Source organism: Streptomyces sp. NBC_00178, assembly GCF_036206005.1.
In the GTDB taxonomy this organism is placed as follows: domain Bacteria; phylum Actinomycetota; class Actinomycetes; order Streptomycetales; family Streptomycetaceae; genus Streptomyces.
On the sequence record NZ_CP108143.1, the window covers coordinates 1,384,644 to 1,398,474 of the forward strand.

Genomic DNA, 13,831 nt, shown 5'->3' on the forward strand with positions numbered 1-13,831 from the left:
CTCCCTCCTTCAGCGGTCGTTCTGCGCGAGCCTCAGGAGGTGGTCCGCCAGTGCCTGCCCGCCGTTCGGATCGCGGCTGATCAGCATCAGGGTGTCGTCCCCCGCGATCGTGCCGAGGATCGCCCGGAGTTCGGCCTGGTCGATGGCCGAGGCCAGGAACTGCGCGGCGCCCGGGGGCGTGCGCAGCACCACCAGGTTGGCCGACGCCTCCGCGGAGATCAGCAGCTCGGCGGAGAGCCTGCGCATCCGCTCCTCCTTGGCGGACCCGCCGAGCGGCGCCTGCGGGGTACGGAACCCGCCCTCGCTGGGCACCGCGTAGATCAGCTCGCCACCGGTGTTGCGGATCTTCACCGCGCCGAGCTCGTCCAGGTCCCGCGAGAGCGTCGCCTGGGTGACGCTCAGCCCGTCGTCCGACAGCAGCCGCGCCAGCTGACTCTGCGAACGCACCGGCTGCCGGTTGAGGATGTCCACGATCCTGCGGTGGCGTGCGGTGCGGGTCTGCGGCACCGACGGCCCGCCGTGGTCCGTGTCCTGCGCCTCGGTCATCGTCGTCGCCTCATTCTCCGGAACGTCACTCTCCGGATCGTCCGTCCCCGTAAGCCGCGTCGAGAGCTCCCGGCAGAATACGCAGGAACGCGTCCACCTCCGCGTCACCGATGATCAGCGGCGGCATGAGTCGCACGACGTCGGGGGCGGGTGCGTTCACCAGGAGCCCCGCTGCCTGCGCCGCCTGCTGCACCTTCGGTGCGAGAGGCCCGGTGAGGACGACACCCAGCAGCAGTCCGGAGCCCCGGACATGGGAGACCAGCGGATGGGCGAGGCCCTCCACCTCGTCCCGGATGCGCTCGCCGAGCCGCTTGACCTGGTCGAGGGTCCCGTCCGCCGCGAGGGTGTCCAGGACGGCGAGACCGGCGGCGCACGCGACGGGGTTGCCGCCGAACGTCGTGCCGTGCTGACCGGGCTTCAGGAGGTCGGCCGCCGCGCCGAACGCGACGGTGGCGCCGATCGGCAGGCCGCCGCCGAGCCCCTTGGCGAGGGTGACCACGTCGGGCTCGACCCCTTGATGCGCCTGGTGCTCGAACCAGTGCCCGCACCGGCCGATCCCCGTCTGCACCTCGTCCAGGACGAGCAGGGTGCCGGTGGCCCGGGTGATCTCCCTGGCCGCCTCCAGATAGCCCTTGGGCGGTACGACGACACCGTTCTCGCCCTGCATCGGTTCGATGATCAGCAGCGCGGTGTCGGTCGTGACCGCGGCCCGGAGGGCCTCGGCGTCGCCGTACGGCACGTGGGTGACGTCACCGGGCAGCGGCAGGAACGGCTCGCGCTTCGCCGGCTGGCCGGTCAGGGCGAGGCTGCCCATGGTCCGGCCGTGGAAGCCGCCACCGGTGGCGACCATGTGCGGGCGCCCGGTCAGCCGGCCGATCTTGAAGGCCGCCTCGTTGGCCTCGGCGCCGGAGTTGCTGAAGAAGACCCTGCCGGTACGGCCGAAGAGCTGCAGCAGCCGCTCGGCGAGCGCGATGGGCGGCTCGGCGGTGTACAGGTTGGAGACGTGCCCGAGGGTGGCGATCTGGGTGGAGACGGCGCTGACCACGGCGGGATGGGCGTGCCCGAGCGCGTTGACCGCGATCCCGCCGACGAAGTCGAGGTACTCCGCGCCCTCCGCGTCCCACACCCTGGCGCCCTCGCCGCGCACCAGCGGCAGTTGCGGGGTCCCGTAGTTGTCCATCAGCGCGCCCTGCCAGCGGCGCGCGAACTCCTGGTTGCTCATGACTCCCCCTTGATGTCCGTCTGCGCGGCGGGGGCCGCGTCGGGCACGACCATCGTGCCGATCCCCTCGTCGGTGAAGATCTCCAGCAGGATCGAGTGGTGGACCCGGCCGTCGAGGACGCGGGCGGTCCCGACGCCGTTGCGTACGGCGTGGAGGCAGCCCTGCATCTTGGGCACCATGCCGCTGGAGAGGGAGGGAAGCAGCTTCTCCAGTTCGGTGGCGGTGAGGCGGCTGATCACGTCGTCGCTGTGGGGCCAGTCCTCGTAGAGGCCCTCGACGTCCGTGAGGACCATCAGCGTCTCGGCACCGAGCGCGGCCGCGAGCGCGGCGGCGGCGGTGTCGGCGTTGACGTTGTAGACGTGGTTGTCCTCGGCGGACCGGGCGATGGACGAGATGACCGGGATCCGGCCGTCGTCCAGCAGCGCCTGGATGGCCCCGGCGTCGACGTCGGTGATCTCGCCGACCCGGCCGATGTCCACGGCCTCGCCGTCGATCACCGGACGGTGCTGGGTGGCGGTGATCGTGTGGGCGTCCTCACCGGTCATGCCGACGGCGAACGGGCCGTGCTGGTTGAGCAGGCCGACGAGCTCGCGCTGCACCTGTCCGGCCAGCACCATCCGCACGACGTCCATGGCCTCGGGCGTCGTGACGCGGAGCCCGGCCTTGAACTCGCTGACCAGGCCGTGCCGGTCGAGCTGGGCGTTGATCTGCGGGCCGCCGCCGTGCACCACGACCGGCTTGAGGCCGGCGTGCCGCAGGAAGACGACGTCCTGGGCGAAGGCGGCCTTCAACTCCTCGTCGATCATGGCGTTCCCGCCGAACTTGATGACGATGGTCGCGCCGTTGTGCCGGGTGAGCCAGGGCAGCGCCTCGATGAGGATCTGGGCCTTGGGCAGCGCGGTGTGCTTCCTCGCGGCGCTCATGAGCTGTACGCGCTGTTCTCGTGGACGTACTCGGCGGTGAGGTCGTTGGCCCAGATCACGGCCGACTCGTCCCCTGCCGCCAGGTCCGCGGTGATCCTGACCTCCCGGTAGCGCATGTCGACGAGGTCGCGGTCCTCGCCTACGCCGCCGTTCTTGCACACCCAGACGTCGTTGATGGCGACGCTCAGCCGGTCCGGCTCGAAGGCTGCCTTCGTGGTGCCGATCGCCGACAGGACGCGGCCCCAGTTGGGGTCCTCGCCGTGGATGGCGCACTTGAGGAGGTTGTTGCGGGCGATGGTCCGCCCGACCTCGACGGCGTCGTCCTCGGTCGCCGCGTTGACCACCTCGATGCGGATGTCCTTGGACGCGCCCTCGGCGTCGCCGATCAACTGCCGGGCCAGGTCGGCGCAGACGCTGCGGACGGCCTCGTCGAAGTCGGCCTTCGCGGGGGTGATGCCGCTCGCCCCCGAGGCGAGCAGCAGCACGGTGTCGTTGGTCGACATGCACCCGTCGGAGTCGACCCGGTCGAAGGTGGTGCGGGTGGCGGCGCGCAGCGCGGTGTCCAGCGCGGGCGCCTCGACGTCGGCGTCGGTGGTGAGGACGACCAGCATGGTGGCGAGGCCGGGGGCCAGCATGCCCGCGCCCTTGGCCATGCCGCCGACCGTCCAGCCCTCGCCTTCCGCGACGGACGTCTTGTGGACCGTGTCCGTGGTCTTGATCGCGATGGCGGCCCGCTCGCCGCCGTGCTCGCTGAGGGCGGCCGCGGCCTGCTCGACTCCGGGCAGGAGCTTGTCCATCGGGAGGAGCAGACCGATCAGGCCGGTCGACGCGACGGCGATCTCACCGGCGTTGTGGCCGGGCAGCACCTCGGCGGCCTTCTCGGCCGTGGCGTGGGTGTCCTGGAAGCCCTGGGGGCCGGTGCAGGCGTTGGCGCCACCGGAGTTGAGCACGACGGCGGTCACCTCGCCGCCCTTGAGCACCTGTTCCGACCAGAGGACCGGGGCGGCCTTGACGCGGTTGGAGGTGAAGACGCCCGCGGCGGCGCGGCGCGGCCCGTTGTTGACCACGAGGGCCAGGTCGGGGCCGCCGCTCTCCTTGATCCCGGCGGCGATGCCCGCCGCCGTGAATCCCTTCGCTGCCGTGACGCTCACTGCATCTCCTCGTTCGCTTCTCCGCCGGCGTGGCCCGGCCCTGCTGCGTGGTCCGCCGTCCGCGGCCGGGCGGCCCGTACGCCGCTCACGGTGCGACCCCGATCGTGGACAGTCCCGTGTCCTCGGGAAGCCCGAGGGCGATGTTCATGCTCTGCAGGGCGCCGCCCGCCGTGCCCTTCGCCAGGTTGTCGATGGCGCTGATCACGATGATCCGGCCGGCCGCATCGTCGTGGGCGACCTGGATCTGAACAGCGTTCGAACCGTACACAGCGGCGGTGGACGGCCACTGCCCCTCCGGCAGGAGGTCGACGAACGGCTCGTCGGCGAACGCCTTCTCGTAGACGGCGCGGAGCGACTCGGCGTCCACTCCCGGCCTGGCCTTCGCGCTGCACGTGGCGAGGATGCCCCGGGGCATGGGGGCCAGGGTGGGGGTGAAGGACACGGTGACCGGCTCCCCGGCGGCCGCGCCGAGGTTCTGGATCATCTCGGGGGTGTGCCGGTGGACGCCGCCGACGCCGTACGGGGTCATGTTGCCCATGACCTCCGAGCCGAGGAGGTGCGGCTTGGCCGCCTTGCCCGCGCCGGAGGTGCCGGACGCGGCGACCACGACGGCCTCGGGCTCGGCGAGGCCCGCGGCGTAGGCCGGGAAGAGTGCGAGGGACACCGCGGTGGGGTAGCAGCCGGGCACGGCGATGCGCTTGGCGCCCTCAAGGGCGGCGCGGGCGCCGGGGAGTTCGGGCAGGCCGTAGGGCCAGGTGCCCGCGTGGCGCGAACCGTAGAACTTCTCCCAGTCGGCCGGGTCCTTCAGCCGGAAGTCGGCGCCCATGTCGACGACGAGGACGTCGTCCCCGAGCTGCTCGGCGACGGCGGCGGACTGCCCGTGCGGCAGCGCCAGGAAGACGACGTCGTGCCCGGCCAGGACGTCGGACGTGGTCGGCGCGAGCACCCGGTCCGCGAGCGGCCTCAGGTGCGGCTGCAGCGCGCCGAGGCGCTCTCCCGCGTTGGAGTGGCCGGTGAGGGCCCCGATCTCGACCTGCGGGTGGGTGAGGAGCAGACGGAGCAGTTCACCGCCGGCGTATCCGCTCGCCCCTGCCACTGCCACGCGTACCACCATCGGACATCCTCCTCATCGATGGCATGACTATACGCAGCTATGCAGTTTTATGCAAAGATCGGCGGTCGCCACCACCGCGTTGATCGAGGCCGTCAGGATCTCCACCCCGCCCACCGGGCGCAACACCCCCAACGGTCGCGCACTGGACGGGCACCGGCGCCACCGCCGCCCTCGCCCTGATCGGGAACGTGCCCGGCGGCGAACAGCACCGGTGCGCCCTCTCTGCGGGGTGGAGCGTCCGCGCGTACGACGACTCCCTCGACCAAGCCCTGTTCGAGCGGCGATCCGCTTCGCCTGCCACGAGGCCCGTGTGCACGGGGTGTGCCGCCCGGGTCGGCCCCGCAGTCCTTCGATCGCCCACGCGGTACTCCGACGCCGGCACCGGTCCGGCCCGGGACCTGCCGGCACCCTCCGCGCGGTGACCCCCGTAGCGATGCCGCGGGGGTAGCGGACCGCCGTCGCGGCATACGGCATCCGTCGGCCTGCTCCTGGGGGCGGCGGATTGCGGTCGGCGCCCGGCACTCGAACGCCGCGCCGGGCCGCCCGGGTCCCTGGCGCCCCCGGACCCGGCCCCCGCCCACGGCACCGAGCCGGGGCTGCCCGGTTCACACCTGGATCAGGCGTCGCGGTCGGCCTGCTCGGCCCTGGCCGCGTTCCGCTCCTTGATGCGGACGGTCTCCTTGCGGACCTCGGCCTGGGTGGCGCGCTCCTTGGCCAGCCACTCGGGACCCTCCTCCTTGAGGGCGTCGATCTGCTCGGTGGTGAGCGGCTCGGTGACGCCGCCGCGCGCGAGGCCGGCGATGGAGACGCCCAGCTTCGAGGCGACCACCGGACGGGGGTGCGGGCCGTTCTGGCGCAGCTCCTGCAGCCACTGGGGCGGGTCGGTCTGCAGCGCGTTCAGCTCGGCGCGCGAGACGACGCCCTCCTGGAACTCGGCGGGGGTGGCTTCGAGGTACACACCCAGCTTCTTCGCCGCCGTGGCGGGCTTCATGGTCTGGGTGGTCTGGTGCGACGTCATGGTTCCAGGGTATCGAGCGTGTGCGCCGCCTCCGACCACGGCCGGTAACCTGGCGGGGTGACTGGCTCGGAAGTACCCCCTGCGTTCCGGCTCGCCTACGTTCCCGGCGTGACCCCGACCAAGTGGGTGCGGATCTGGAACGAGCGCCTGCCCGGCACCCCCCTGTCCCTCGTCGGCGTGCCCGCCGCCGAGGCGGCGGAGCTGCTGCGCGACGGCGGCGCCGACGCCGGTTTCGTCCGTCTGCCCGTGGACCGCACGGATCTCAGCGCGATCCCGCTCTACACCGAGACGACGGTCGTCGTGATCCCCAAGGACCACGCCGCGGTCGCCGTCGAGGAGAGGTCGGTGGAGGACCTCGCCGAGGAGATCGTGCTGCACCCGCTCGACGACGTCCTCGACTGGGAGCGCCCGCCGGGCCGGCCGGCCTTCGAGCGGCCCGCCACGACGGCGGACGCGGTCGAGCTGGTCGCGGCCGGGGTGGGGCTGCTCGTCGTGCCGCAGTCGCTCGCCCGTCTGCATCACCGCAAGGACCTCACCTACCGGCCGCTCGCCGGTGTCCCGGAGTCGCGGATCGCACTGGCGTGGCCCGAGGAGGAGACCACGGACCTGGTGGAGGAGTTCATCGGGATCGTCCGCGGCCGGACGGTGAACAGCACCCGGGGGCGTCCCCCGACACCGCCGCAGCCGAAGGCGAAGCGCGCGGACAAGAAGACGCCCGCCCCGCGGAAGCAGGCGGGGGGCAGGAACGCGCGCGGCGCCTCCGGTGCCAAGAACCCCAAGGGCGCGGCCAAGCGGGGAAAGCCGCGGCGGAGGCCGTAGCGGGGTACGCGCCCCCTACCCGTAGTACTCGAGAGCTACGCGGCAGGTGCGCTCCCGCGCGGGATGCCGGCCGCACGGGTCGGTCCGTAGCTTCGGTACCGGATCCGACGAGCACCATCCGGTACGGAAGGACATTCCATGGCGTCCTGCTCACGGCTCACCCGCGCGCCCGGGCCTCGACGGACCCGCCCGGACCGGGAGTCGCACCATGCCTAGGCTGGGGGCCATGACGGGGGCGGCGGGGGCAGGGAAGGGACTGGTGTCCGGTCTGCGAGGGCTGTGGCGCAGGCTGTACGAGGATCTGTGGGCCACACCCGTGGACGCGATCCCGGCCCCGGGGCAGCCCGGGGCGCCGGTCTGGCGGCCCGCGTTCGCCATGCTGCTCACGCTCCTGACGGCGGTCGTCGCCGTGTGGCACGTGCCCGATCTGATCCCTGACGGTGCCGCTGTGCCGGAGCACGTGGTGGTCCTGGTCGTGCTCCAGGCGACGGCCCTCCTCGCCGGGATGTGGCGGCCCCTGTACGCCTGGTGGGCCTCGCTGGTCCTGATGGTCATCAGCGTCCGCGTCGCCGGGTCCGCGATGCCGTCGGGCGGACTCCTCCCGTGGACGGGTCCGGAGATCGCACTGCAGAGCGGGGCGCTCCTCCTGCTGACGCTGCGGGTCCACCCGCGCCGGGCGCTCCTCGCCCTGGCGGTGAGCCTGCTGGCGGGGCTGGCGGCCGGCGGCTTCACCACCGGGGCCGACGCCGTGACCCCGGGGGTCGCCGCGACGGCCGTCGGCACGGCCGTCGTGACCGGGGCCGCCCTGCGCGCCCTGCGGGTGGCGCGCACCGAGCTGGTGGAGCAGTCGGAGCTGACCGAGGAGGAGCGGGCGCGTCGCACGCTGCTGGAGGAGCGCAACCGGATCGCCCGCGAGCTGCACGACGTGGTCGCCCATCACATGTCGGTGATCTCCATCCAGGCGCAGGTCGCCCCGCACCTGGTCGAGAACCCGTCGGACGAGCTCAGGGAGAACCTCGCCGGGATACGGGAGAACGCGGTCGAGGCGCTGGCCGAGCTGCGCAGGGTGCTGGGCGTCCTGCGCTCGGAGGACGCCGCGGCGGACGGGCTGCGCCACGCACCGCAGCCGACCCTCGGCCGGCTCGAGGAACTGGCCGGCAAGGTGCGCGGCGCCGGCGTCGCGGTCGACACGGAGACGACGGGCAGGCCGCGTCCCCTGCCGCCGGGTGTGGAGCTGTCGGCCTTCCGCATCGTGCAGGAGGCGCTGAGCAACGTGATGCGGCACGCTCCCGGTGCGCGCGCCAGGGTGGAGGTCGGCTACCACTCGGCGGCCGTCACCGTCCGGATCACGAACACGGCCCCCGACTCACCTCCCGCGGACACCGGCGGAGTGGGGCACGGACTGCTCGGCATGCGGGAACGCGCCGCGATGCTGCGCGGCGATCTCACGCACGGCCCCGCCCCCGGCGGAGGCTACGAAGTAGTGGCGACGCTTCCCCTGGAGGAACCCGCATGACGATCCGTGTGCTGATCGCCGACGATCAGATGATGGTCCGTCAAGGATTCACGGTGCTGCTGGACGCCGAGCCGGACATCGAGGTCGTCGGCCAGGCCGTGGACGGACTGGACGCGCTGGAGAAGGCGGCGGAACTCGGCCCGGACGTCGTCCTGATGGACATACGCATGCCGCGTCTGGGAGGCATCGACGCCACCCGGCGCCTCACCGGAGCCCCGGGGGCGACGGTCCGCGTCCTGGTACTGACCACCTTCGACCTCGACGAGTACGTGTACGAGGCGCTGCGCTCGGGCGCCTCCGGGTTCCTGCTGAAGGACGCGTCGGCGGCCGAACTCGCCGAGGCCGTGCGGGTGGTGGCGGCCGGTGACGCCCTGCTGGCACCGAACATCACCAAGCGCCTGATCGCGGAGTTCTCGCGGGTGAGCTCCGGTCCGCGCGCCCCGGTCAGGGAGCGTGCCGGCGATCTGACGGAGCGCGAGACGGAGGTGCTCTCCCTGATCGCGCAGGGCCTGTCGAACGCGGAGATCGCGGTGCGCCTGGTGGTGGCCGAGCAGACGGTGAAGACGCATGTGAGCCGGATCCTGGTGAAGCTCGGCCTGCGCGACCGCACGCAGGCCGCTGTCCACGCGTACGAGTCGGGGCTGGTGCGGCCGGCCGGCTACTGAGTCCGCGGGAGCGCGCCGTACACCGCGTCGACGAGGGCCATCTTGCGCGGGTCGTCGGCGATGTTCGGGCCCATGCGGTTCATGACGTATCCGAGGGCGATCCCGGCCTCGGGGTCGGCGAGGCCGCAGGAGCCGCCCGCGCCGTCGTGGCCGACCGCGCGGGGGTTGGGGCCGTAGGAGCCGTTCGGGCCGCTCAGCCAGAGGCCCAGGCCCAGTTCGGTGTCGTGGGTGAAGCCCGCTCCCAGCACCAGGTCGCGGCAGCTCCCCTGGCCCTCGCGGACCCGCTCGGCCGCCTCCCGGGACAGGATCCGACGGCCGTCGAGCGATCCGTGTCCGGCGAGGATGCCGTAGAGCGCGGCGACCGCGCGCGCGGTGCCGTGACCGTTGGCCGCGGGGATCTCGGCGGCACGCCAGCCGGAGGTGTTGGCCGCGGCGATGCCCGTGCCGGGGTTCAGCAGGGAGGCCAGGGCGACGGGCTCCATCCGGGCGAAGAGGGCGGCCTGTTCCCGTGCGACGGACTTCGGCTGGACGAGTTCGGCGACCCGCCCGGCGTCCTTCTCCGGGTACCCGAAGCTGAAGTCGATGCCGAGCGGCCCGGTGATCTCCTGCCGCAGGAACTCCCCCGGCAGCATGCCGGTGACGCGGCGGACGACCTCGCCGACGAGGAAGCCGTACGAGATCGCGTGGTAGCCGGAGCGGGTGCCGGGCTCCCACCACGGGGCGGTGGCCGCCAGGCGGGCCGTGGTCAGTTCCCAGTCGTAGAGCTCGGCCAGGGTGTGCGGATCGCGCAGACCCGCGACGCCGGAGCGGTGCGAGAGGAGGTGGCGTACGCGTACGGACTCCTTGCCCTCGGCGGCGAACTCGGGCCAGTAGTCCGCGACCGGGGCGTCCAGGTCGAGGAGTCCGCGGTCGACGAGGAGGTGGGCGCAGAGGGCCGTCGGTCCCTTGGACGTGGACCACACGTTGACCACCGTGTCACGCTCCCACGGCCGGGTCCGGCCGCCGTCCGCCCAGCCGCCCCACAGGTCCACGACGGGCGCGCCGTCGAGCAGGACGGTGACGGCCGCGCCCAGTTCGCCGCGCTCGGTGAAGTTCGCCGCGAACGCGTCGCGCACCGCCGTGAAGCGGTCGTCACAGTGGCCGTGGATCTGCGGCACGGGTCTCTCCTCGTCTCGGTGGCTCGCACCATACCGACTGGTCGGACCGGCGGATAGGCGCCGGGGCCCCGTTCGTTCGACCGGGGGACTCCCGGAACGCCCTCGCGACCGTACGGCCGGGGGTTCCGGATCACCCTCGCGACGCGCTCGCCGTCAGTGCGGAAGCGCTTCGAGGCTGAGGGTCCAGCGGCCGGGCAGTCCGACGAGCGTCACCGTGGACAGCGGGCGCGCCTCGACGCTCCAGTACGTCATCGGCGGGGCCTTGAGCGCGTACACGAGGGCGGCGCGGACGACGGCGGGTTCGGCGACGGCCACGATCGCGCCGTCCTGCAGGGGACGGGTGTCGAGCCAGCCCCCTATACGGGAGATGAAGGCGAGCAGCGACTCCCCTCCGTGCGGGGCGGAGCGCGGATCGGTGAGCCAGGTGTGGACACCGGCCGGCTCGCCGGCGGCGACCTCGGAGAAGGTGTAGCCCCGCCATCGGCCCATGTCGCAGTCGCGCAGGGCGGGCTGGACCAGCGGCGCGTAGCCGAGGGCGTCGCCGGTGGCGCGGCTGCGCGGGGTGGGTGAGCAGTAGCGCATCTCGGCGGCGCCGAGCGGGACCAGGGCGTGCGCGGCGAGCCTCACCTCGTGCCAGCCCGTGTCGTCGAGCGGCCGGTCGTCGTCGAAGCGCTCGGCGAGCAGGGCGGAGCTGCGTGCTGCGGCGACCAGTGAGACGCGAACACTCATGGGCGCGATCGTGGGGGCGAACGCCCCGCCGGTCAAGAGGGCCGGACGGCGCCGCGCAAGCGCTTCCTCAGCCCGTCTGGAGAGCCATCCACATGTCCGGGATCTCGAGAGGCGCGAAGCCGATCTTCGCGTACACCCCGTGGGCGTCCTTCGTGGCGAGAAGGAACCTGGTCACGCCCATGGGCGCCAGGTGGTCCCGCACGGCGGTGACGAGCCGGGTGCCCAGCCCGCGGCCCCGCGCCGCGTGGTCGACGTAGACGTCACAGATCCACGCGAAGGACGCGTGGTCGGTCACCACGCGCGCGTAGGCGGCCTGTTCGCCCGTCGCGAGGTCGTAGGCACCGAAGTTGAGGGAACCGGCGATCGCGCGGTCCTGCTTCTCGCGGGTACGCCCGAGGGCCCAGTAGGCGTCCGTGGAGAGCCAGTGGTGGATGCGGGCGTGGTCGAGGCGTGCCGGGTCGTGGGAGATCTCGTGGCGCGGCGCGGATATACCGGTGTCGGTCATGGGCGGGAGGCTATCGCCCCCGCGCGGGCAGTTCGTCCCAGGCCGCACGGAGCCTGCGCACGCCCTCCGCGATCTCGGCCGGCCCGGACACGGCGGCGAAGCTCAGCCTGATGTGACCGGCCGGCGGTTCCGCGCAGTGGTAGGGGCGGCCCGGTGCCACGGCGACGCCGGCCCTCAGCGCGGCGGACACCAGCGCGGCTTCGGTCTCCGGGCCGGGCAGGCGGAGCCAGACGGTGGCGCCGCCCGACGGCAGGTGCGGCAGGGCGAGTTCGGGCAGCCGGGTGCGCAACGCGGCCGCCAGGTGGGTGCGCCGGCGGCCGAGTTCGGCGGCGACCGTACGCAGATGGCGCTCCCAGGCGGGCGAGCCGACGAGTTCGAGCGCGGCCTCCTGGAGCGGGCGCGGCACGAAGAAGCTGTCGACGACCTGGATGGCGCGCAGGCGTTCCAGGACGGGGCCGCGCGCGGCGAGGGCCCCCACGCGCAGGCTGGGGGACGTGATCTTGGTGAGGGAGCGCACGTGGATGACGATCCCGTCCGGGTCGTGGGCCGCCAGCGGCTCGGGCGACGGGCCGGCGTCGTCGTGGACGAGGTGGCGGGCGAAGTCGTCCTCCACCACGAACGCGCCGGCCGCGCGGGCCGCCCTGAGGATCCGCTCACGCCGCCCGGGGGCGAGCACCACACCCGTCGGATTCTGGAACAGCGGCTGGCAGACGAACACCCGGGCCCCGGTGGCACGGAACGCCGCCTCCAACAGGTCCGGCCGGACCCCGTCGACGTCCACGGGCACGGGTACGGGCCGCAGGCCGGTGGCCCGGGCGGCGGCCAGCATGCCCGGATAGGTGGGCGACTCGACGAGGACGGGGGCGCCCGGCGGGGCGACGGCCCGCAGCGCGGTGGCCAGGGCGCTCTGGCCGCCGGCCGTGATCAGGACGTCGGACCCGCGGAGCGTGCCGCCGATCTCGCGGGCGAACCAGTCGCGGAGTCCGGTGAGCCCGTCGGTGGGCGGCCTCCCCCACGCCCCCGGCCGTCGGCCGGCCCGGGCGAGCGCGGCGGCCATCGCCCGCTCGGGCTGGAGACCGGGATGCAGGTAGCCGCCGTTGAACTCCACGACCCCGGGCGGCGGGGCGGCGAGCGTGACGAGGACTCCGGAGGCGTCGACGGTACGCGGCACGACCTCGGGCCCGCTGTCGCCGCTGAGGGACACCTCCTGCCACGAGGTGTCCCCGGTTTCGGGAACGCTCGCCGGTGGCTGCGCGCGGAACGCCCCGGAACCGGGCCGGGTCACGACGAGCCCTTCTGCCGCGAGCAGGGCGACGGCCCGGGAGACGGTCACCGGACTGACCTTGTAGCGCTCCACCAGGGTCCGACTGGACGGCAGCTTTCCACCCGGAGAGTAGCGGTCGAGTTCGTCCCGCAGGGATTTCGCCAGTTCCAACACGCTGCTACGCTCTTGCATGAGAGCCGAGAATAGCGCTACCGACCGTCTGGCGATAGCGGTCACCACGCCCGACAGCAGCGCCGCGTCACCCAGGACGCCCGACAGCGGCGTGCTGCTCGCCGGGCTCGGCGTGGTCGCCTTCTCCCTGACCTTCCCCTCGACCGTCTGGGGGCTGGAGAGCTTCGGCCCGTGGTCGCTCGTCGCTCTGCGCAGCCTGCTGGCCGCCCTGATCGCCGCGGGTGCGCTTCTCGCGGGCCGGGTCCCGCCACCCGCCCGACACCACTGGCCGGGCCTCGCGGTCGTCGCGGGCGGGGTCGTGGTGGGGTTCCCGCTGCTGACCACACTGGCGCTGCGGACCTCCACCAGCTCGCACGCGGCCGTCGTCGTGGGGCTGCTGCCCCTGACGACCGCGCTCCTGTCCGCCCTGCGCACCGGTGCGCGGCCGTCGAGGGCCTTCTGGGCGGCGGCCGCGGCGGGCGCCGCCGTGGTGATCGCCTTCACGCTCCAGCAGAGCGGCGGCGCGCTCTCCGGGGGCGACGCGTACCTGTGCGGGGCGCTGCTGGTCTGCGCGGCCGGCTACACCGAGGGCGGCCGGCTGGCGAAGGTGATGCCGGGCTGGCAGGTGATCGGCTGGGCCCTGATCCTCGCGCTTCCCCTCGCGGTGGCGGGCGCGGCCGTGGCCCTGCCCTTCGAACCGGTGCACCCGACGGCGCGCGGGATCGCCGGGCTGGTCTGGGTGGCCGCGGGATCGACCTTCCTCGGCCTCTACGTCTGGTACCGGGGGATGGCGCGGATCGGGGTTCCGCGCGCCAGCCAGCTGCAGCTGGCACAGCCGCTGCTGACGCTCGTCTGGTCCTTCCTCGCGCTCGGCGAGGAGGTGTCCGTGGCGGCCCCGGTGGCGGCTGTCGCCGTACTGCTCTGCATCGCCGTCACCCAGTGGTCCGGCAGCCGGGAGAGGAGCCCGGCGGCGGGCCGGTGCTCACGCTCCACAGGACGCGTGGACCGCCTCCGGTCATAGACTTGTCGAC

14 protein-coding genes are annotated in these 13,831 nt (G+C 73.4%); 4 read left to right on the forward strand and 10 right to left on the reverse strand.

Annotated features, from left to right (window positions below):
- Positions 1–9 precede the first annotated feature (9 nt).
- The 6 genes from OHT61_RS05850 to OHT61_RS05875 form a co-directional block, all read right to left on the reverse strand.
- Entirely contained in the window at positions 10–546 is a 537-nt protein-coding gene (locus OHT61_RS05850) for an arginine repressor (RefSeq protein WP_327120440.1), read from the reverse strand.
- A gap of 25 nt (positions 547–571) precedes the next feature.
- Positions 572–1,768 (reverse strand): acetylornithine transaminase, encoded by a 1,197-nt coding sequence (locus tag OHT61_RS05855; RefSeq protein ID WP_329035646.1) that lies wholly within the window; start codon positions 1,766–1,768, stop codon positions 572–574.
- Positions 1,765–2,691: an acetylglutamate kinase gene (gene argB / locus OHT61_RS05860; RefSeq protein WP_329035648.1), complete on the reverse strand. Its 927-nt coding sequence runs from the start codon at positions 2,689–2,691 to the stop codon at positions 1,765–1,767. The genes OHT61_RS05855 and argB overlap by 4 nt, the downstream gene beginning before the upstream one ends.
- Positions 2,688–3,842 carry a bifunctional glutamate N-acetyltransferase/amino-acid acetyltransferase ArgJ gene (gene argJ / locus OHT61_RS05865; RefSeq protein WP_329035651.1) on the reverse strand — a complete coding sequence of 385 codons (1,155 nt, stop codon included), beginning with the start codon at positions 3,840–3,842 and terminating at the stop codon, positions 2,688–2,690. Before argJ ends, argB begins: the two co-directional genes overlap by 4 nt.
- An 85-nt stretch (positions 3,843–3,927) precedes the next feature.
- Positions 3,928–4,956 carry an N-acetyl-gamma-glutamyl-phosphate reductase gene (gene argC, locus OHT61_RS05870; protein ID WP_329035652.1) on the reverse strand — a complete coding sequence of 343 codons (1,029 nt, stop codon included), beginning with the start codon at positions 4,954–4,956 and terminating at the stop codon, positions 3,928–3,930.
- 616 nt (positions 4,957–5,572) lie between these two features.
- The gene (locus OHT61_RS05875) at positions 5,573–5,974 is read right to left on the reverse strand and encodes a DUF5997 family protein (RefSeq protein WP_329035655.1); all 402 of its coding nucleotides are present in this window, start codon (positions 5,972–5,974) and stop codon (positions 5,573–5,575) included.
- A gap of 57 nt (positions 5,975–6,031) precedes the next feature.
- Here OHT61_RS05875 and OHT61_RS05880 point away from each other — a divergent pair, with 57 nt between their 5' ends.
- The 3 genes from OHT61_RS05880 to OHT61_RS05890 all read left to right on the forward strand — a co-directional run bounded on the left by OHT61_RS05880 (position 6,032) and on the right by OHT61_RS05890 (position 8,974).
- Positions 6,032–6,793, forward strand: a complete 762-nt coding sequence (locus tag OHT61_RS05880; RefSeq protein ID WP_329035656.1) for a LysR family substrate-binding domain-containing protein — start codon at positions 6,032–6,034, stop codon at positions 6,791–6,793.
- A gap of 226 nt (positions 6,794–7,019) precedes the next feature.
- The gene (locus OHT61_RS05885; protein WP_329035659.1) at positions 7,020–8,309 is read left to right on the forward strand and encodes a sensor histidine kinase; all 1,290 of its coding nucleotides are present in this window, start codon (positions 7,020–7,022) and stop codon (positions 8,307–8,309) included.
- A complete protein-coding gene (locus OHT61_RS05890; protein ID WP_329035661.1) occupies positions 8,306–8,974 on the forward strand; it encodes a response regulator transcription factor in 669 nt (222 codons plus the stop codon). Before OHT61_RS05885 ends, OHT61_RS05890 begins: the two co-directional genes overlap by 4 nt.
- Here OHT61_RS05890 and OHT61_RS05895 read toward each other — a convergent pair.
- The 4 genes from OHT61_RS05895 to OHT61_RS05910 all read right to left on the reverse strand — a co-directional run bounded on the left by OHT61_RS05895 (position 8,968) and on the right by OHT61_RS05910 (position 12,821).
- Entirely contained in the window at positions 8,968–10,131 is a 1,164-nt protein-coding gene (locus tag OHT61_RS05895) for a serine hydrolase domain-containing protein (protein ID WP_329035663.1), read from the reverse strand. The genes OHT61_RS05890 and OHT61_RS05895 overlap by 7 nt on opposite strands.
- 153 nt (positions 10,132–10,284) lie before the next feature.
- Positions 10,285–10,860 (reverse strand): histidine phosphatase family protein, encoded by a 576-nt coding sequence (locus OHT61_RS05900; protein ID WP_329035665.1) that lies wholly within the window; start codon positions 10,858–10,860, stop codon positions 10,285–10,287.
- Positions 10,861–10,927: 67 nt separating this feature from the next.
- The gene (locus OHT61_RS05905; RefSeq protein WP_329035667.1) at positions 10,928–11,365 is read right to left on the reverse strand and encodes a GNAT family N-acetyltransferase; all 438 of its coding nucleotides are present in this window, start codon (positions 11,363–11,365) and stop codon (positions 10,928–10,930) included.
- Between the two features lie 10 nt (positions 11,366–11,375).
- A complete protein-coding gene (locus tag OHT61_RS05910; RefSeq protein ID WP_329035669.1) occupies positions 11,376–12,821 on the reverse strand; it encodes an aminotransferase-like domain-containing protein in 1,446 nt (481 codons plus the stop codon).
- Here OHT61_RS05910 and OHT61_RS05915 point away from each other — a divergent pair.
- Positions 12,820–13,821, forward strand: coding sequence for a DMT family transporter (locus tag OHT61_RS05915; protein ID WP_329035671.1), 1,002 nt, complete (start codon positions 12,820–12,822; stop codon positions 13,819–13,821). The two genes, OHT61_RS05910 and OHT61_RS05915, sit on opposite strands and share 2 nt — an antisense overlap.
- The last annotated feature ends 10 nt before the right edge of the window (positions 13,822–13,831 follow it).